General features: G+C 46.3%; 18 protein-coding genes and 1 pseudogene. 12 read left to right on the top strand and 7 right to left on the bottom strand.

Annotation, left to right across the window (positions count from 1 at the left end; genetic code table 11):
- The first annotated feature begins 127 nt into the window (after nt 1-127).
- From AC3ITG_RS31485 to AC3ITG_RS31455, 7 genes are all read left to right on the top strand, one after another.
- Complete coding sequence (locus AC3ITG_RS31485) at nt 128-1,018, top strand: diacylglycerol/lipid kinase family protein (protein WP_489252384.1); 891 nt, start codon at nt 128-130, stop codon at nt 1,016-1,018.
- A gap of 174 nt (nt 1,019-1,192) precedes the next feature.
- A complete protein-coding gene (locus tag AC3ITG_RS31480; RefSeq protein ID WP_413373985.1) occupies nt 1,193-2,110 on the top strand; it encodes an aldo/keto reductase in 918 nt (305 codons plus the stop codon).
- 272 nt (nt 2,111-2,382) lie between these two features.
- Nucleotides 2,383-3,765, top strand: coding sequence for a transcriptional regulator (locus AC3ITG_RS31475; protein ID WP_489252383.1), 1,383 nt, complete (start codon nt 2,383-2,385; stop codon nt 3,763-3,765).
- A 241-nt stretch (nt 3,766-4,006) separates the two neighbouring features.
- The gene (locus AC3ITG_RS31470; RefSeq protein WP_076287270.1) at nt 4,007-4,177 is read left to right on the top strand and encodes an aspartyl-phosphate phosphatase Spo0E family protein; all 171 of its coding nucleotides are present in this window, start codon (nt 4,007-4,009) and stop codon (nt 4,175-4,177) included.
- Nucleotides 4,178-4,275: 98 nt separating this feature from the next.
- Nucleotides 4,276-4,656: a GntR family transcriptional regulator gene (locus AC3ITG_RS31465; RefSeq protein ID WP_413373987.1), complete on the top strand. Its 381-nt coding sequence runs from the start codon at nt 4,276-4,278 to the stop codon at nt 4,654-4,656.
- Nucleotides 4,653-5,534: an ATP-binding cassette domain-containing protein gene (locus AC3ITG_RS31460; RefSeq protein ID WP_489252382.1), complete on the top strand. Its 882-nt coding sequence runs from the start codon at nt 4,653-4,655 to the stop codon at nt 5,532-5,534. Before AC3ITG_RS31465 ends, AC3ITG_RS31460 begins: the two co-directional genes overlap by 4 nt.
- A complete protein-coding gene (locus AC3ITG_RS31455; protein WP_489252381.1) occupies nt 5,531-6,229 on the top strand; it encodes a hypothetical protein in 699 nt (232 codons plus the stop codon). The genes AC3ITG_RS31460 and AC3ITG_RS31455 overlap by 4 nt, the downstream gene beginning before the upstream one ends.
- A 55-nt stretch (nt 6,230-6,284) precedes the next feature.
- On the opposite strand, the gene AC3ITG_RS31450 is transcribed toward AC3ITG_RS31455, so the two are convergent.
- From AC3ITG_RS31450 to AC3ITG_RS31435, 4 genes and pseudogenes are all read right to left on the bottom strand, one after another.
- Nucleotides 6,285-6,803: a hypothetical protein gene (locus AC3ITG_RS31450; protein WP_076287273.1), complete on the bottom strand. Its 519-nt coding sequence runs from the start codon at nt 6,801-6,803 to the stop codon at nt 6,285-6,287.
- 195 nt (nt 6,804-6,998) lie between these two features.
- Nucleotides 6,999-7,772 carry an isocitrate lyase/PEP mutase family protein gene (locus tag AC3ITG_RS31445; RefSeq protein WP_489252380.1) on the bottom strand — a complete coding sequence of 258 codons (774 nt, stop codon included), beginning with the start codon at nt 7,770-7,772 and terminating at the stop codon, nt 6,999-7,001.
- A gap of 70 nt (nt 7,773-7,842) precedes the next feature.
- The gene (locus AC3ITG_RS31440) at nt 7,843-8,892 is read right to left on the bottom strand and encodes a bifunctional transcriptional activator/DNA repair enzyme AdaA (RefSeq protein ID WP_489252379.1); all 1,050 of its coding nucleotides are present in this window, start codon (nt 8,890-8,892) and stop codon (nt 7,843-7,845) included.
- A gap of 94 nt (nt 8,893-8,986) precedes the next feature.
- Nucleotides 8,987-9,861, bottom strand: a pseudogene (locus AC3ITG_RS31435) (DMT family transporter).
- A gap of 230 nt (nt 9,862-10,091) precedes the next feature.
- On the opposite strand from AC3ITG_RS31435, the gene AC3ITG_RS31430 reads away from it, so the two are divergent.
- Nucleotides 10,092-10,673 (top strand): hypothetical protein, encoded by a 582-nt coding sequence (locus AC3ITG_RS31430; RefSeq protein ID WP_489252378.1) that lies wholly within the window; start codon nt 10,092-10,094, stop codon nt 10,671-10,673.
- A gap of 203 nt (nt 10,674-10,876) precedes the next feature.
- Here the strand turns inward: AC3ITG_RS31430 and AC3ITG_RS31425 are convergent, their stop codons facing one another.
- Nucleotides 10,877-11,794, bottom strand: a complete 918-nt coding sequence (locus tag AC3ITG_RS31425) for a phosphatidate cytidylyltransferase (RefSeq protein ID WP_090902911.1) — start codon at nt 11,792-11,794, stop codon at nt 10,877-10,879.
- A 96-nt stretch (nt 11,795-11,890) separates the two neighbouring features.
- On the opposite strand from AC3ITG_RS31425, the gene AC3ITG_RS31420 reads away from it, so the two are divergent.
- Entirely contained in the window at nt 11,891-12,454 is a 564-nt protein-coding gene (locus AC3ITG_RS31420; protein ID WP_489252377.1) for a hypothetical protein, read from the top strand.
- A gap of 71 nt (nt 12,455-12,525) precedes the next feature.
- On the opposite strand, the gene AC3ITG_RS31415 is transcribed toward AC3ITG_RS31420, so the two are convergent.
- Nucleotides 12,526-12,987, bottom strand: a complete 462-nt coding sequence (locus tag AC3ITG_RS31415; RefSeq protein ID WP_489252376.1) for a VOC family protein — start codon at nt 12,985-12,987, stop codon at nt 12,526-12,528.
- Nucleotides 12,988-13,149: 162 nt separating this feature from the next.
- Between AC3ITG_RS31415 and AC3ITG_RS31410 the strand changes: the two genes are divergently transcribed.
- The 3 genes from AC3ITG_RS31410 to AC3ITG_RS31400 all read left to right on the top strand — a co-directional run bounded on the left by AC3ITG_RS31410 (nt 13,150) and on the right by AC3ITG_RS31400 (nt 16,214).
- Nucleotides 13,150-13,584 carry an Lrp/AsnC family transcriptional regulator gene (locus AC3ITG_RS31410; RefSeq protein WP_064641603.1) on the top strand — a complete coding sequence of 145 codons (435 nt, stop codon included), beginning with the start codon at nt 13,150-13,152 and terminating at the stop codon, nt 13,582-13,584.
- 162 nt (nt 13,585-13,746) lie between these two features.
- On the top strand, nt 13,747-15,042 hold the full coding sequence (locus AC3ITG_RS31405; protein WP_413373997.1) for a GntP family permease: 1,296 nt from the start codon (nt 13,747-13,749) through the stop codon (nt 15,040-15,042).
- A 23-nt stretch (nt 15,043-15,065) separates the two neighbouring features.
- Nucleotides 15,066-16,214: a glycerate kinase gene (locus AC3ITG_RS31400; protein ID WP_489252375.1), complete on the top strand. Its 1,149-nt coding sequence runs from the start codon at nt 15,066-15,068 to the stop codon at nt 16,212-16,214.
- A 116-nt stretch (nt 16,215-16,330) separates the two neighbouring features.
- Here AC3ITG_RS31400 and AC3ITG_RS31395 read toward each other — a convergent pair whose 3' ends face one another.
- On the bottom strand, nt 16,331-17,377 hold the full coding sequence (locus AC3ITG_RS31395) for a CdaR family transcriptional regulator (RefSeq protein WP_489252374.1): 1,047 nt from the start codon (nt 17,375-17,377) through the stop codon (nt 16,331-16,333).
- Nucleotides 17,378-17,532: the final 155 nt, after the last annotated feature.

Genomic DNA, 17,532 nt, shown 5'->3' with positions numbered 1-17,532 from the left:
CCATACTGCACTCTTCCAGCCATCTTTTTCAAAATAAATTGTACAACTCCCCCAGATGCTATTCAACTCCATGGCAGAAAGGGTATAGATGAAGTAAAGAATGCCATTTGGAGGAGAAGATGCAGGTATGCGCCAAGCCATGATCATTAGTAATCCATCGTCGGGTAAAGAAGAGGCTCAGCGATATGTGTCCCAGGTACAAGAAATTCTTGAATCACAGCAGTATGAAGTGGTGGTCAATGAGACGGCTGGTGAGGGCGATGCGACCAACTACTGTCTGAGTGCCTGCAAAGATGGCTGTGATCTCGTCATTTCCATCGGAGGGGATGGGACGCTGCATGAGACGATCAACGGCATGATGGATCAGGAGCATCGTCCCAGACTGGGTGTGGTGCCGCTGGGTACGGTGAATGATTTTGCGCGTGCGCTGCATATCTCGCTTGATCCGGAGGAAGCCATCCGTCAGTTACGTTCGGAGCAGATCCATAGGGTGGATCTCGGTAAAATCAATGATCGTCTGTTTGCCAACGTGGTGGCAGTTGGTTCATTGGCAGAGGCGTTGTTCTCGGTATCATCGGAAGAGAAGTCGAAGCTGGGTTCATTCGCATATTTGAAAGAAGGATTGAAAGACCTAATGAATACACCCGCCAAGCAAATAACTATTGAGTATGACGGGCAGTTATGGGAAGGGGAGTCTCCACTTTTTCTCGCGGCGCTGACCAATTCGGTTGGAGGTTTTGAGAAATTGTCCCCGGAAGCAGCGGTGGATGATGGGTTAATTCATTGTTTTGTGATCCGTAGCATGAACGTATTCAATACGGTTACACTTGGAACGTCCCTATTGTTTGGCAATCTGAAGAACCACAAGGATGTTGATTATTTTACGGCAAAAGAAGTTCACGTCCGTTCTACAGAAGCCATTCGCACAAATGTGGATGGGGAAGAAGGGCCTTCTCTGCCCATTCGAATCAGTGTATTGCCTCAGCATATTGAAGTGATAGTCCCGGAAGAAGTATAAGTGGATGAACGATGCAGAAAAAAACCTCCATTATTCCATATAAGAGTTCTAAAATTCCATTGAAACCGATTGCAGTTTTGTGTCACAATCATAGACGGAAGACAAGTATATACTAGATGGCAATGATCATGAGAATGAATGTACGATACTATTCGAATATGGAGGGAAATCATCTTGAGAACAATTAAACTTGGCAGCAGCGCACTCGAAATACCGGTTGTAGCCGTTGGCTGCATGCGAATTAATTCATTAAGCAGCAAAGAAGCTGAACATTTTGTTCATTCCGCCATGGAAGCAGGCGCGAACTTCTTTGATCATGCTGATATTTATGGAAACGGAGCGTGTGAGGAGATCTTTGCAGAGGCTGTGCAGATGAATCCCCAGGTTCGTGAAAATATGATTCTTCAGTCCAAATGCGGTATCCGCAAAGGCATGTTTGATTTCTCCAAAGAGCACATCTTGAATTCGGTGGATGGCATTCTGCAGCGCTTGAAAACTGATTACCTTGATGTTCTGTTGTTGCATCGCCCGGATACATTGGTTGAACCGGAAGAAGTGGCTGAAGCTTTTGATCAACTGGAACGCGAAGGCAAAGTGCGTCACTTCGGGGTATCCAACCAGAATCCGAACCAGATCGAACTGTTGAAAAAATACGTTAAACAGCCACTGGTAGCCAACCAGTTGCAGTTGAGCATTACCAATACCACGATGATTGACAGTGGAATCAACGTAAATATGGAGAATGATGCCGCGGTTAACCGTGATGGCAGTATTCTTGATTATTGCCGCCTGCACGATATCACGATTCAACCATGGTCCCCGTTCCAATACGGGTTCTTCGAAGGCGTATTCCTGGGTAGCGATAAGTTCCCGGAACTGAATGCGAAGATCGACGAGGTTGCTGCAAAATATGAAGTGAGCAACACGACCATCGCAATTGCTTGGTTGTTACGTCACCCGGCGCACATGCAGCCAGTGACAGGCACAATGAATCTCCAGCGTTTGCAGGATTGCATCAAAGCTGGCGATGTTCACCTTACACGCCAAGAGTGGTACGAAATTTATCGTGCAGCTGGCAATGTGCTGCCTTAAACCAAAATCAATACATGGCAGAATGATCTGCTGTATTGCATGTAAAACACGAGCGTATATACCGCTCGTGTTTTTTTTATCCTTTATTTGATGCTTATTCGTTCCCGGTATAAAATAAGGATAGGGCCTCTATTTCAACAAAAGGATTTTTTTGTAATTAATACAAATTAGTTGAATTTATCTTATTGACCCTTGCTTAATTATTACATATAATTACTTTTGCATACCGTTAATCCTGTTTATGGTTTTTTATTTTGGAGGGTGGTGTTAGTTTGGAGCCGACAACCACGATACGCGATCATTTAGAGAGTTATTTGAAGCGTGAGCAGATGTCCATTAGTCTTTTTTCGGAAACGTCAGGAATTAACTCGGGTACGCTGAGCAATATTTTGAACAAGAATCGTCCGATTGCGATGCAGCAGCTGGATCGAATCACTTCAGCTATGAGACTTGAAGAAGGTTACTTCTATGAATTGTATATAGATGAGTGTTTTGTCCATGCTGCCCCTGACTGGCGAAGACTGGGACCATTCCTTCATCGATGTGCAGAATTGAATAAATTGAATTGTATTGAAGATGTTATCCGGTTGATGATGGATAATCTATCTTATATTCCTTTGTTATTTGAACTGGCTGAAGAATTCTATCATGCTGGTAAATTTAAACCGGCCGTTCTACTATATGAAACGATAGCCGAAAGTGAGAAAATGCAACACTCCGAACGGCTTGCACTATGTCAGTATCGACTATTCAGATTGGGGCTGACCAATGATCAGCAACGAAATCTGATCATCGCGGCCCAATTCGAATACTATGTGGATCGGCTGGATGAACGCTTTCAGCTGGATGCGCTTAACGAACTGATTAATGCTTTTGGTGCCTTGCACAGATGGAATAAAGTTCAGGAGCTGTCCGAGAAGCTAAGGGTGAAAGCAACCATTCATTATGAGTTGAATGGGAGAAGGAAACAGGAAGAAACCAAAAGACCGATTGTATTTTACATTCTGTATTCCTATTTGGCTTCAGGGAGTGCGTGCTATCAACTTAAAGACTATCAAGGTGCGCTTAAATATGTTTCTTTATATACGGATAACAGCTGGGTGAAGAACCCTGATCAAGACGAAATGGTAGTTATGAATCAGTTTCAGGAATGGGCTGAGGGCAACCGTTATATATATCAATTAATGAGTGGACAGTTTGATGTGTTGCCTGAATATTTGAAGTACATCTCAACAAAAGAAAATGAAATTTTCCCGGCGCTTTGTGATATTGTAACTGCTGCAAATCGCTATGATAAAAATATTGATGATGTGCTCGAACAGTATGAATCGTACTTTACGTATCAGGAACAAAGCAACCGAATTGGAAAGGTCAGCAGACAGGTTACAGATGATCGATATTTACGTCTTTTAGCGGATCTAGGTGCGTATTATCTAAAGAAAGACGAGTATTTCACGGGAATACAATTTGTTCTGGATAGTTTGCGATTCTCTATTGAAATTAGCAGTGGACGAGGTATGCTTAGAGGTGTCGGACTGTTCGAGCAATATAGGGAGTTTGCAACTGAGACGGCGAAACAGCAATACAAATTGATCATTAGTGAGGTGCAGAAACTCAATGAAGAGAAAGTTGGCTTTGCTGATAGCTACATGTAGTATTATTATTTACATTGTAGCTCCTGCTACGGAACCTGTCTCAGGCAAGGAAGTTCCAGACCCCGGAATTATGAGAACTGCTGACCATGGATTCGGAACTTAAAAAATTGGTAAGGGACGCTTCTGAATATTCATTCAGAGGCGTCTTTTTTTACGTCTGGTGGAAGAATAAGTATGTCGTACCCCTTGCGGCCTATCGATTGGCATAATAAACTAAAATATGACAAAAAGGAGGGATACTATGGATTGCCTGGAGTTAATGTCACAGATCGAAGAAGCCAGACAACAGCTTCACCGTTTGCAGTCGGAATACGGCAGTCTGCTTCATCCTGAAGTCATCCAGCAATCTGTAGTTCTGGACGGTCTTATTAATCAATACAATCGAGCTAAAATGAAAAAGTTGATTAATTAGTGGTTCGCCTATTTACATATTGGTTTCCGTGTACTATAGTTAGTCACATGAGTAACTAACTGACTAACTAATTAACGATGAATGAAAGTTGGAATCGCATGAAATCGAATTTGGATGAATCTCAGCCCATTTTTCATCAAATATCCATGATGATTATGGATGACATTGTAGACGGCAGATTGAAGGTGGAGGAACAGGTTCCTTCTACCAATGAGCTCTCTCGCTTTTACAATATTAATCCAGCCACGGCACGCAAAGGGCTTCAAACGCTCGTGGACAAAGGTATCATTTACAAACAGCGAGGTGTTGGAATGTTTGTTGCGAAGGGAGCCAGGGAAGCGTTGCTTGTTGAGCGAAAACAGCATTTCTACGAGGAATATATTAGGCCTTTACTTGAAGAGGCCAGACGGATTCACATGAATGAGGACATGATTATCGATTTGATCCGCGGCAAGAAGGATAAGGAGAGTGAGTTATGATTCATATCGAGCAGGTAAACTACAGTTATCAGAAAACAAAAACGCCAGTTCTGAACAACGTGAATTTACATGAGAGTGAGCCGATCATCAGTGCAATGTGGGGAAGAAACGGTGCCGGCAAAACAACTCTGATGAGTCTGCTCGCAGGCCATAACCGACCTGATGATGGGACCATCCAAGTGATGGGCCAGAACCCTTACAATAATTTGGCTGCGCAGGAGAACCTGTGTTATATCCAGGAGAATCATCCCCTGGGTAGAAATTGGACGATTAACGACATGGTTCGATTCGGCCAATATTTCCATCCTCAGTGGGATCAGACCTTTGCGGAGCAATTAATCGATATGTTCGAATTGCCAGTGAAGAAGAAGATCATCAAATTCTCAAAAGGCATGAAGACCGCCGCCCAGATGATACTGGGTCTTGCCAGTAATGCACGAGTAACGATTCTTGATGAGCCCACCAACGGACTTGATGCAGAGAAGCGCAAATATTTCTACAATGCTTTACTGGAGACTTATGAAGATAACCCGCGTCTAATTCTAATATCAAGCCATCATATTGAGGAGATTCAGCCTTTATGTGAGTCGCTTATCGTTCTGCAAGCGGGGAAAGTGTTATTTAATCAGCCCATGGAAAAGATACGCGAAGAAGGAGTTCTTCTAACAGGGAAAATAGAAGATATTAACCGAGTCACAGCAGACGTGGAGGTCATAGAATCTTCCCAGATGGGATCGACCTTGAAAGTGATGATTGATGAGCCATACTCGAAAATGTGGAAAGACATCGCTCATACGCAGGGGCTTTCCATTGAGAAGGCGACATTACAAGATTATTTGGTTAACAGGACGCGTAATCAGGAGGGGGTTAAGCGATGAACTCGGTGAAAGGTACGAATCGGCTGATTCTGGACGATATGCGCTGGTATTTGATGATCTTCTCCTTCATCACCCTTATGCTTACTGTAGTCTATCTGGCCATTGGATTCATCTTTGATATTGCTTATACTACACAACTTTGTGGTCCAATGTATGGAGGAATCTGTGCTTTTGCGATTGCGGGCATCATCACATTGTTTCCGGTTGCGATCGGTATGGGCAGTACACGAATACAGTTTATGAAATCCTTTTATATCATTTCGGTATGGATGGTCGTAGGAACAATTACGATACTGAACGTCATCTATTTCATTATGCATCTTCTCCATGAATATGGGACGCTTGGCGTAACCTTTTATCAACCAGGTATGCTGTATTCAAGTGAATATCATTTTTTTTCCTATCTATGGTTTGATCTGATGATTGGTTTTCTGGTGCTGGGGTTATCCATCTTCTCAACTGTTTGTTGGATTAGATTGGGGATGCGCAACTTTTTTGTCCTGTTCTTTGGGGTTAGCTTAATCGTTACGCTGGTAATTGTTCTATCAGATCTGAGCACGTGGGTCCAGTGGTTTACAAATGTCAATCTCATCGCATTGTTCACCACTCTGGGGGTCATTGGAGGTGCTTTGCTTCTGAGCACGTACCCGATGATGAAGAATGCGCCGCTTACAATGAAAGGCAGAAAAGACTGATCAGATCAGAAAAACACGAGTGTGTACATACACGTCTCGTGTTTTTTTGTATAAGTTAGGCTTGAGCTTGTGGTTTGAATCCTTCTTCTTTGAGATACTCGCCAGCTTCGCTACGTGTTTCGAAAGCCATATCCAGATTAACACCGGAATACACATACCACATGTCATCTTCATATTTTAAAGTCAGCGTATGTCCATCTTCATCGACCCATGTTCCGCCACCTGTAGAGGTTGTAGCCAATGCAGGAGCAGCAGTTTTTACTTGTTCTGGCACCTCGAATTCAACTGCGTTGGGATTGTGAGACATCGCTTTAATTGTCTCATCTAATAATGTGCGTAGATCTTCTTCGGAGTAATCACGAATATTGACGAATCCTTTAGCATCGGTCTCATAGTTGGGCAGTAGCCCTGCATAGATATAACCGTTACCGTTAGGGTGAATATGGAGAGCAACAATCTTTTTATCATAAGCACTTTCTTCGTAGTGGAAATTAACACGACCGAGAGAAACATCTTTGCGTTGCAGTTGGGGATACGATTGTAGCACTTCAAGCTTTTGTTCAACGTTAAGCATATTTTCCTCCTGTTAGTGTTGGGTAGTGGTGATTATAACATACATAGGTGAAAAGATAAGCATCAAAAAACAGGCGCAGTCTAGCACCTGTTTGAGGATTCACATCATAGATGATCGCTTATAATAGTAGCATTAATTGAATATCGTGAAAAAGTACGCTTCCCTCTGGTGAAAAATGAGAAGCACGCCTTTGTGTTAGTTTCCAGATAGAATACTTTGTCCCAGTTCTTTCAGGTATTCCATTGCTTGCAGATAAGGATAAGGCCCATAGCTTACGCGTGCCACACCCAGCCCAGCAAGTTGTTTTGGTGAAGGCTCATGGGATGTAACCATCACGTTGACCGGAAGCGACGAACGTTCACACAATTCCTGAATCAGTTGTTGATTCTGTAAGCTTGGAACGAACAGACCACTGGCGCCTGCTTCTGCATATGCCTTGGAGCGAATAAGTGCTTCTTCCAGGAGTGCGTGATTGTGTCGTTCAGGTGCATTTTGCAAAAAGATATCTGTGCGGGCGTTAATGAACAGCGGAATGCCTGCCTGCTCCGCGGCTTCTCGGGCAGCCGACAGTCTCAGACATTGCTCCTCCACAGCGTACAGTCCTGCGCCAGAGGGGAGCTGATCCTCAATATTAATTCCTACCGCACCGTGATGGATCACTTGGCTCACATTTCCCTTCACTTCTGACGCAAACCTGCCATACCCTCCCTCAATATCGATCGTAACAGGCAAATCCACGCTCGCTGTAATCCGGGCCAGATTGTCCAGTACCAGCTGGAATGGCATCGCCTCTCCATCTTGTTCACCGTGGGCAGCAGCTACAGACCAGCTTCCAGTAGCGATTGCTGCTGCTCCAGCAGATTGGATGGCGAGTGCACTCCCGGCATCCCAGACATTGACCAGAATCAATGGATTGCCTTTCGTATGGAATTGGTGGAACATCGCCGCTTTTTCTTGTTGCGTACTCATAAGACTTATCTCCTCCGTTACATAGCTAATCCTCTTCATACCACATGCCGTTCATTTCATATCTCTTGAGTTATTCAGGAGCCTGCTTCTCGTGGGTTAAAAGCCAGTTTTTGCGTGTCAGGCCTCCTCCGTATCCTCCCAGTTCTCCACTGGCATTGATCACACGGTGACATGGAATAACAATGGCCAGCTGATTGGCTCCATTGGCCTGTGCTACCGCCCGACATGCTGTAGGTTTACCCAGTGCATTCGCGATATCTTGATATGACCTCGTCTCGCCCGGTGGGATCGCAATCAATTGCTCCCATACACTCTTCTGGAATGGTGTTCCTAACCAGAACAACGGGGTATGGAATACAGTTAGCGTGCCCTCAAAATACTGCGCAAGTTCCCGTTCAATGGAACGAATCGGTTCTGTTACTCCAGGTACAATGGCTGACTTCGTTCGTTTGCGCAATCGTTCCACCTCACGCTCCAGACCTCTGCGATCCACGAATTCGAGCAGATATAGCGCCTTCTCATCGGCTGCAGCCATCATGGGTCCAAGACGTGTGTCGATCCAGGACGCCTTCAAGACATTTTGTTCATCTACTTGTGTGGGCGCTGCGCCCATGATTCGCGAGAAGGCATCCCGGAACCCGCTGCCGGACTCGTAACCGGTGGACAGCTGGACATCAATGACCGTTCGACCGGAGCGAATATTTTTCAGGGCCAGTCCCATACGACGGGCGCGGGCATACTCCACAAAGGTCATGCCAAATCGCTTCTTGAACTGACGTCTGGCCGTCGATTCGTCGATAGATAATGCCTTGAAATCCTGGCCTTTCCAGCGTTTCTCCGGATGGTTCTCCACGGCTTCCACCAATACGCGTACCACATCAGATACCTGATTGGGATGAGACAACGGGCGGCAGCGCTGGCAAGGACGATACGAAGCAAGTAAAGCCTGCTGAGCCGTCTCATAGAATTCGCAGTTTTCGAACTTTGGCTTCCGCGCGGGGCATGTAGGCCGGCAGAATACACCCGTCGTCTTGACGCCTACATAGAATAAACCTTCGTATTCCGAATCCTTAGCCACAAGAGCCTCATAGTATTGTTCTTTCAGTTCAGCAGAAATCATTGGGCGCACGTCCTTATATCAGTAAAGTTTATCCTTGTTGATATTATAAAAAAACGATGCACAGGGCATCGCCGAAAATCAGGCATGAATATTTTTATTTCATCAATACATTCTTATTATTCGTTCGTCCAGTCCAGTTTACCAGAAAGATCCCAAGGAATATGCATAGCCCGCCCACATAGACGTAATTCCGAATAACTTCGCCCAGTAGCAGCCAGCCGGATAAGACACCGAAGAATGGAGCGAGAAACAGAAAGGCACTTGTCTTACCTGGGTCACCCTTGCTTAACAGGTAATACCATGTAGCGAACTGCACAATCGAACCGAGAATCGCCAGATACAGAATCACCCCTATGGACGTGGTGTTCAGGATGAGTTTTGTTGATTCCATGGTAAAACTGAGCAATAACAGCGTTAGTCCGCCGAATAACATCTGATATGCCGTTAACACCCAGGTGCTGAAGCGTGACCCCATTGTTTGACCAAGAGGGTAGCGCTCGCCCAGGACAAGGCAGACCCCATACCCAGTAACGTTCCTCCGGAGAATTGAAGATGGAATCCAAGCGTGATGAACACCCCCGTTATACCGATGAGCACCCCAAACCACTGGTATACCTTATATCTCAGACCAAGAAATACACTCCCGAGAAGAACTACCAATAGCGGATTTGTAAACGTGAGAATGGATGTCTGTCCTGAAGGAATGGTACGCATGCTCAGGAAAATGCAGGCCATCACGCCTGTCGTCTGGAACAGACCGATGACGAATAACCGGAGCCAGTCAGGCACGGTCACGGGAAGGTTTTTATTTCGCACCCACAGTGCCATTAGTCCTCCAGCCAGCGTAAATCGAATACCGACCAGCAGAATGGGTGAGACATAAGCCAGTCCGATTTTGCCCACAGCAAAGGATGAACCCATAAGCGAAGTGGCGAGTATAACGAGCATCATAAAAGCGAAGCGATTCAACCTTTTTCCTCCCTCATATAGCGTATTTTTTGACCCTTTCAGGGTAACACGCCAACATTTCAGGGTTCATCGAACTGTATTAACGAATTGAATTTATAACTCATTTACATAATATGGAGCTTAATGTGAGACGATATGGTGTAGTAATTACTATAGAAGGTGCTGATTGGAAAGTTCTCTTTGGATGAATGCATCGTGATTGTTACTTTAGATAAATGGAGGGAGTTCCAATGATGAAAAATAATAAAAATAAATCTATACTCTGGGTGTCTGCTCTATGTATTCTGCTGTTGACCAGTGCATGTGGGGCGAAAAACAACAACGAATCCGTACAGGAACACGCCTATCCACAATCAAAGCAGCCCATAGAGGAAGCGGGAAATAGTTCCGTTCCCAATATGGAGGCGAAGAATAACAATAATCAGGCGAATGAAAGTGGGAATGAAGGCAACCCTACCGCCCAATCGGAATCCTCCGCTGATGCGGAAGGACAGGTCATGATCGTCATTGACCAGACGGATAAGCCGTCCGAGGGCAATAGCTTTGATTTTGCGATAAAACAAATTCCTGAGGGCTATGCTTTATCCGAGATGCGCTGGACGTCCAACACGGTAACGATTGTGAATTCCTACAAGGAAGCGATCGAGCATGGCGCGAATGGAAAAGAAGGATTTTATATCAGTGGTGACGGGCAATTCTCCGGATTTATCTATTCGGATGAGATGAAGGGTGAACGCGGCAAAGCGACGTTTGTGTTTACCAATGAAGAGGGGAAAGAAGTGACCTCTGAAAAGGAAATTAAATTAAAATAATCAGGCAGATCATAGTTATGTGCCGTCTTTTCTGTTAATTCAAATGGAAAATGAAACAGACACCCTGTACGTGTGTCTTCATTTCTCCCATAAATGAGAAAAAGCAGCCGTAAAGGCTGCTTTTATTGATGGCGCAAGCTAACACTTTGTTCTATTCGACTGAGTGTGTCCGGTCCTCGTCTCTGTAAAAGATACTGCCGCTTCTACATAAAGTCGAAGAAATAACGCACCACGTGGAACATTACTGGAGAGGTGTACGTCAGGCTGTCGACCCGGCTCAGGTAGCTTTTTTTCAGCGCATCGAACTTATTGTCATCCCCGATTAACAAATCCCGCTTCAGAACAGAAACAGTCAGACTTCCGAAGAACCCAGCCAGAGCGATCAACACACCGATGAAAAGCGCGAAACGTGCATCAAACGGAGTCAGGTAAGGATGAATGAAATAAGAGGCAGCTGTGGTTACAACGAATGCACAGGCGAACCCTTCCCATGTCAAAAAAGGATTGGCCGTGGGCACCACTTTGCGTTTGCCCAGATAGAGTGAGGCCAGATAATGCACCACGTCATTCAGCTGGGTTAACACGACCAGGAACAGGACCAGCTTTGAACCATATTCCGGTGTTGCAAATGGGAAGTAGGCCAGATGACTAAGTCCAAATACCATCAGCATGAGTCCCCATTGCGTCGAGCTGACACTGCGCAGGAAACCGACCGTCCCTTTATTAATCAAGCGTGGCAGGGGCAATACAAGGAAGACATACAGCGGGATAAACACAATAAACATGCCATACCAGCCGATATAGATCCAGTAAAACTGCACCGGAATCGCCAGATACGCCCATAGAAATAACCTGCGGTCTGCTTTGCGGGTGCTGCGGATCATGGAGAAGTACTCTTTCAGCGCGAAAAAGGTGAGTACCATGAGGGAGATCAGGGAGACAATCGGATTGAAGAGGGTGGCGAGACAGAAGATGACAAGCATGCCCCACCAGGTTTTGATTTTGTTGCCAATGCCCGAATAATCCTTGTCCGGCTGAAGCTTCGTAATAATTTTGTACACGATATGTATGACCAATAAAGCAATAAAAATCAGTGTTAAGGTAAAGAGTGAACTGCTCAAGTACAATCACCTGCTTATCCAGAAGTAAGATTCCAATATAGGGTACCTATGTTATTATGAAGGAATAGTGCCAACTTGATAAGGGGAAATTTCGTTATGACAGAACCACGCTCCATCTATATCCTGCTTACGAATACGGGAACATTGTTTACCAAAGTCATTCAAAGTTACACCAGAGCACCATACAACCATGCCTCCATCTCATTTGACCGGGAATTATCCGAGCTATACAGCTTTGGTCGCAAGCATCCGAGCAATCCGCTGAACGGCGGGTTTGTGAAGGAAGATATTCAGACAGGTACATACAGTAAGTATCCAAATACCACATGTGTGATTTATGAGCTTCAGGTGACGGAGCGTGAGGTGGAAAAAATGAAACGGGTGCTGCACATCTTCATTCGCAGCCGCCAGAAATATATGTACAATCTGCTTGGTGTGATTGGCATTACGTTGAAGGAGCCAGTAGAGTTCAGCAACTCCTACTTTTGCTCGCAATTTGTTGCTGAGATTCTGCAACGCTCAGGCATCAAGCTGTGGAACAAGCTACCTGCGCTGGTGACCCCGGATGATTTTCGCCAAAGTGAACAACTGCAGCTGGTATATGAAGGTAAGTTAAAGGAGTATAAGCCGGGAAACGAGGAGCTGGGTAGTAAGGAATAGCAAGGAATAAAACCATGAAACAGCCTGCCGCCACGGATTTCCGGGCAACAGGCTGTTCGGTTTGTGTAACGTTAGATCGATAGTGTGGACGAACGGTCAAAATCAACCTCTTCAAGGAATTCGATCACTTCACCATTCGGACTATGCACAACTGCATTTCGAACTTGAAGCGGGGGTTCACCAAGTGAGATCCAATCGGGTTGAACATAAGGTTTAGCACCATGAGCAAGCGCTCGCTCGTATATCTCTTCCACATTGTCTACGTAAAAGGCGAAATGCAGCAATGCCCCGTGTTTTACTGCTTCGGGAGACTCTGCTGGTTCACCTTCGGCCGCGATTACGGCTCCGGGGTCAAACAGTTCAATGCAGGTCCGTTGATCCGGTGAGATCAGCATGCATGCCTCGGTAATTTGAAAGGCGGGCAGACTCCAGGAGTGACCAACTTTAAACCCTAATACATCCGTATAGAACAAGAGGGTATCCTCATAATTACGTGCTTGAATGGCTACGTGAGCAAGTCCATTTACACTCATGCTCCATCACTCCTTCTTCAGATTGTATTCTAAAGTATAAAGGGAACGGCGCATTGGAACCATGCGATATCAAAGGATATAATGGAGTGAGAGTTGCAATTTATGAGCTCTTTTATCCTAAAAAACTTATTAAATTAGCCTGATTCTCGGGAGGGACTACAAATGGGTTATGTTATAGATGAGATCGACCAGCAGATCATGCGCTTGCTGCAGCACCATGCACGCATGCCAATTGTACAGATTAGCAAAGAGGTGAACATGTCCCAGCCTTCTGTTAAGGAGAGAATCCTCAAACTGGAGGAAAATGGGGTCATATCGGGATATTCAACCATCTATGATCTAGCCAAACTAAATCGTGGGACAACGACTTTTATTTTACTTAAAACAGAGCATTGTGAGGAATTCGTTCACTTCTGTGAACAAGCTGTTGAGGTCACGGATTTATATCGGATTAGCGGTGAGTACAACTATCTGATTAAGGTACAGACGGCAACCATTGAAGAGCTTGCTGAGTTCCAGGACTCTCTTGTGAAGCTAGGGCCATCCAAATCTCATATCAGTATGAAAAATATAATGGAACACCGTGTGCTTCTCTAGGAAGCAGCGAAGCACGTTAGTGTAACGGTGGCAGGATATTCGGTCCTGCCACTATTCATTGTGCATATGAACAATGAATTTCGTCTGTTCATCAATATTTATTTGGCTCGCCAGCAACTATAATGAAAGCGTGTTCAACAAGTGCATGGGGGGCAATGGACAATGGAACCTTTAACAATTAGCTGGATCGGCGCGCTGGCAGGACTTGCAATTGCGATTATACTGATTCTGAGGAAGCTGAATCCGGTCTACTCTTTATTTCTGGGCGCAATTGTAGGCGCTTTAATTGGCGGAGCCAATCTGGAAGAGACCGTAAATATACTGGTGAACGGCACGCAAAGTGTCATGGGTACTGTGCTACGCGTTCTGGCAGCCGGGGTGCTGGCTGGTGTCATGATGGAATCGGGGGCAGCAGAGACAATCGCCCAGGCCATCGTACGAAAATTTGGCGGCAGTAAGGCCATTCTGGCTTTGGCGCTGGCAACGATGATTATTACAGCGGTGGGGGTATTTATTCCCGTGGCCGTCCTGATTGTAGCGCCAATTGCGCTATCTGTCGGTAACAAAATGGGCATATCCAAGCTGGCCCTTTTGCTGGCTTTATCAGGTGGAGGCAAGGCAGGGAATATTATCTCCCCGAATCCCAATACGATCGCTGCGGCGCGGGGGTTCAATCTGGATCTCAGCAATGTCATGCTGGCAGGCGTGATTCCAGCCATCTGCGGATTAATTGTAACCGTTATCGTAGCTTCAATGCTTAGAAACAAAGGTGTAATGGTAACTGATCAGGAAGCAGAGCAGGGTGAAGTGGATACGTCACAGTACCCACCACTGAAAAAAGCGATTGTGGCACCGTTGGTTGCCATCATCCTGCTGATGATTAATCCAATCGGCTCCATAACAGGCATTACAGCATTATCTACATTCAAAGTGGATGCGATGTACATTCTCCCGATTGCGGGTATTATCGGCATGCTGGCGATGGGCCAGGGCAAAAACATTGTGAAATACACGACTTCCGGCTTGAATAAAATGACTGCCACCGTTCTTATTCTGGTAGGTGCCGGAGGCATCGCGGGACTGATCTCTGCATCCGATCTGTCTGGTCAGGTGGTTAGTCTTATTGAAGCTTCCGGGATATCCGGTACCTTCCTGGCCCCGATTGCCGGTATTCTGATGGCGGCAGCGACGGCTTCCACCTCGACAGGAGTTATACTTGCCACCGGTTCATTCGGAGATGCAATTCTGAACATGGGGACCGCTCCGCTCGCAGCGGCGGTTATGGTGCACACAGGTGCGACAGTTATCGATTCCCTGCCACAAGGAAATTACTTCCACGTCTCGGCTGACAGCATGAAGATGACAATCAAGCAGCGGATGGGCGTTATTCCTTATGAAGCGATCGTGGGTGGAACGATGGCGATTGTAGCGACGTTAATCTACGGATTTATCCTTTAATAACACGGATGGGGTGGGAGAAGATGAGAGAGACGACATTTGTACTGGCACCGGATTCATTTAAAGAGAGCATGACAGCGAAAGAAGTATGTGTGGCGATGGAAAAAGGATTGCGTAAAATCTACCCAGCTGCAAACTATGTTTATGTACCGATGGCTGACGGAGGCGAAGGCACTGTGCAGTCACTGGTGGATGCTTCTGGCGGCGTAATTCACCAGAGAGAGGTGAGCGGGCCACTGGGACAGCCTGTACTAGCGCAGTATGGCATTCTGGGCGATGGGTTAACGGCGGCGATTGAGATGGCATCGGCGAGCGGCATTCATCTGGTGACCAAGGAAACCCGGGACCCGCTTCGCACGTCAACCTATGGTACTGGAGAGCTGATTCGGGCGTGTCTGGATCAGGGTATTCGTAAAATCATTATCGGAATCGGTGGCAGTGCGACCAACGATGGGGGTACAGGCATGGCCGAAGCGCTTGGCGCAACGTTTCTGGATGCAAACGGACAGCCACTTGCACGTGGAGGCGGCGTACTTGATCAGTTGGCGCATATCGATGTGACTGGGCTGGATGAACGATTGCAGGATGTGGAGTTCATTGTCGCCTGTGATGTAACCAATCCGTTATGCGGAGAGCATGGCGCCTCACGGGTGTTTGGACCGCAGAAGGGAGCTACACCGGAGATGGTGCAGGTGCTGGATGCGAATCTTTCCCATTATGCAGATGTGGTGAAGCAGCAGCTGCACAAGGATATACGTGATGTGCCGGGTGCTGGTGCGGCAGGTGGTTTGGGCGCAGGGCTTTTGATTTTTACACAGGCTGTGTTGCGCAAAGGCATTGAAATTGTCATTGAATATACTGGATTGCGTGACAAGCTGGTACATGCGGATGTGGTGTTTACGGGCGAAGGCGGCATTGATTTTCAAACGAAATTTGGCAAGACACCTTACGGTGTAGCGCGTGCTGCAAAGGAAGCGGGCAAGCCAGTTATCGCCATTGCAGGTTACGTTGGTGAAGGGATAGATACGTTGTACACTGAAGGTATTGACGCGGTGTTTGGTATTGTGCCGGGGGCGGCTGATCTGGAACAACTTCTGCGCGAAGGCCCAGAGAATGTGGAGCGTACAACCGAGAATATTGCGAGAGTGCTGAAATTGGGTCTGATTTCTTAACATTCTGTGGTTCGGTTAGTGGGGTTCGAAGAGTATAAAGAGACTATGAAGAGACTGAACGTAGGGACGTCCACAATGGACAGGGCATTCCGGTTCAGTCTTTTTTGTTGTGGGATCTACTGATAAGACGCGAGTAGTCCGTGCGTAAGTTCAATAAGCTCCAGCCAATTGCGAGGGTCTTTGCCTGTAAGGGTTTGGATCCGTTTGAGTCGATATTGCAGTGTATTGCGATGGATGTTGAGATCCTCTGCAGTCGTTGACATGCTGCCATTGTGATGAATGAAACTGCGAAGCGTGTCCAGCAGATCGGCTGTGTCCTCCAGCTTACTGACGACGTTGTTATGGCGAGCTAGGTTGGCCGTGCTTAAGCGCACCAGAAACTGTACATCATCATAACGGATCAATGGTGCCGCAGGTCGAAGTGCGAGCAAGATGTTCATCGCAGATCTCGCCTGTTCATAACAGGTGGCAATACTGGCGTCCCGTCTGCTAACAGAGATGAGGGCTTGAGGTTGTTCCTGATGTACAAGCTGGATTATCGAATCAACGTCCGATTCGTTCTGGATCAGAATAATCTGAGTAAGATCGTCTTCCTCGATGAAGAAAGAGGGAAGCTGTAGTAAGGCCCGGCTTGTCTCCGTGCCAAACTCAGGGGCTTCATGGGGAAAGCGAATGTATAGAAGAACCGTCGGCAGCTGCAGATCGATATGGTACTGTGCTGCTTCCCGCCTGATCTTCTGCGAATAGGAACCGGAGTGGGCAAGCAGCCGTTCCAGAAAGGCTTTTTTCCGAGAAGCTTCATGGGCCAGACTTTCCAATTGATTACGCTGTTCGATCAGGAGAGATACGGTTGTACGTACAATGTTGCAGAACGGACGGACTTCATCAGGATGGCCGGAAATGCCGATGACACCGACATGCTGATGATTGATCCGAATCGGTTCGTTGGTGCCCATTTTCTCCAGTCTGCCATCCTGCCAGACTTCGACCCGGTCTCCGGTGGTCAGGGCACGGACAGCTCCCTGGTGAATCGTGCCTACGCGTTCCTTCTGTCCGCTTCCAATGATAATGCCCTGCTCATTCATGATGTTGATGTTGTAGGGGATGTCCTGCATCATTTTATCGACAATATCCTGTGCCTGTTTTTCCGAAAGCTGCAACATTACATATCCCCCTCTCCCGTTGTGCCAACAAGGTGCAAGTGTTTTTGTCTCTAGTATGCCTGTTCAGCCTTGTTTATCCATTGTGCATCTGAACGAAAGTATAGCTGACGTGCTTGTTTTAAACAAGTTTGTTTACTAAAAGGTAAAAGGCTAAA

The sequence above is a fragment of the Paenibacillus sp. GL_099_B genome (assembly GCF_057835695.1).
This window is presented reverse-complemented; position numbering and strand designations above follow the sequence as displayed.

What these genes read in the sequence shown, in the direction of transcription:
- AC3ITG_RS31485 (WP_489252384.1), top strand. Translation starts at nt 128, where the DNA reads ATGCGCCAAGCCATGATCATTAGTAATCCATCGTCGGGTAAAGAAGAG.
- AC3ITG_RS31470 (WP_076287270.1), top strand. Translation starts at nt 4,007, where the DNA reads ATGGATTGCCTGGAGTTAATGTCACAGATCGAAGAAGCCAGACAACAG.
- AC3ITG_RS31465 (WP_413373987.1), top strand. Translation starts at nt 4,276, where the DNA reads ATGAAATCGAATTTGGATGAATCTCAGCCCATTTTTCATCAAATATCC.
- AC3ITG_RS31460 (WP_489252382.1), top strand. Translation starts at nt 4,653, where the DNA reads ATGATTCATATCGAGCAGGTAAACTACAGTTATCAGAAAACAAAAACG.
- AC3ITG_RS31455 (WP_489252381.1), top strand. Translation starts at nt 5,531, where the DNA reads ATGAACTCGGTGAAAGGTACGAATCGGCTGATTCTGGACGATATGCGC.
- AC3ITG_RS31450 (WP_076287273.1), bottom strand. Translation starts at nt 6,803, where the DNA reads ATGCTTAACGTTGAACAAAAGCTTGAAGTGCTACAATCGTATCCCCAA.
- AC3ITG_RS31445 (WP_489252380.1), bottom strand. Translation starts at nt 7,772, where the DNA reads ATGAGTACGCAACAAGAAAAAGCGGCGATGTTCCACCAATTCCATACG.
- AC3ITG_RS31440 (WP_489252379.1), bottom strand. Translation starts at nt 8,892, where the DNA reads ATGATTTCTGCTGAACTGAAAGAACAATACTATGAGGCTCTTGTGGCT.
- AC3ITG_RS31430 (WP_489252378.1), top strand. Translation starts at nt 10,092, where the DNA reads ATGATGAAAAATAATAAAAATAAATCTATACTCTGGGTGTCTGCTCTA.
- AC3ITG_RS31420 (WP_489252377.1), top strand. Translation starts at nt 11,891, where the DNA reads ATGACAGAACCACGCTCCATCTATATCCTGCTTACGAATACGGGAACA.
- AC3ITG_RS31415 (WP_489252376.1), bottom strand. Translation starts at nt 12,987, where the DNA reads ATGAGTGTAAATGGACTTGCTCACGTAGCCATTCAAGCACGTAATTAT.
- AC3ITG_RS31410 (WP_064641603.1), top strand. Translation starts at nt 13,150, where the DNA reads ATGGGTTATGTTATAGATGAGATCGACCAGCAGATCATGCGCTTGCTG.
- AC3ITG_RS31405 (WP_413373997.1), top strand. Translation starts at nt 13,747, where the DNA reads ATGGAACCTTTAACAATTAGCTGGATCGGCGCGCTGGCAGGACTTGCA.
- AC3ITG_RS31400 (WP_489252375.1), top strand. Translation starts at nt 15,066, where the DNA reads ATGAGAGAGACGACATTTGTACTGGCACCGGATTCATTTAAAGAGAGC.
- AC3ITG_RS31395 (WP_489252374.1), bottom strand. Translation starts at nt 17,377, where the DNA reads ATGTTGCAGCTTTCGGAAAAACAGGCACAGGATATTGTCGATAAAATG.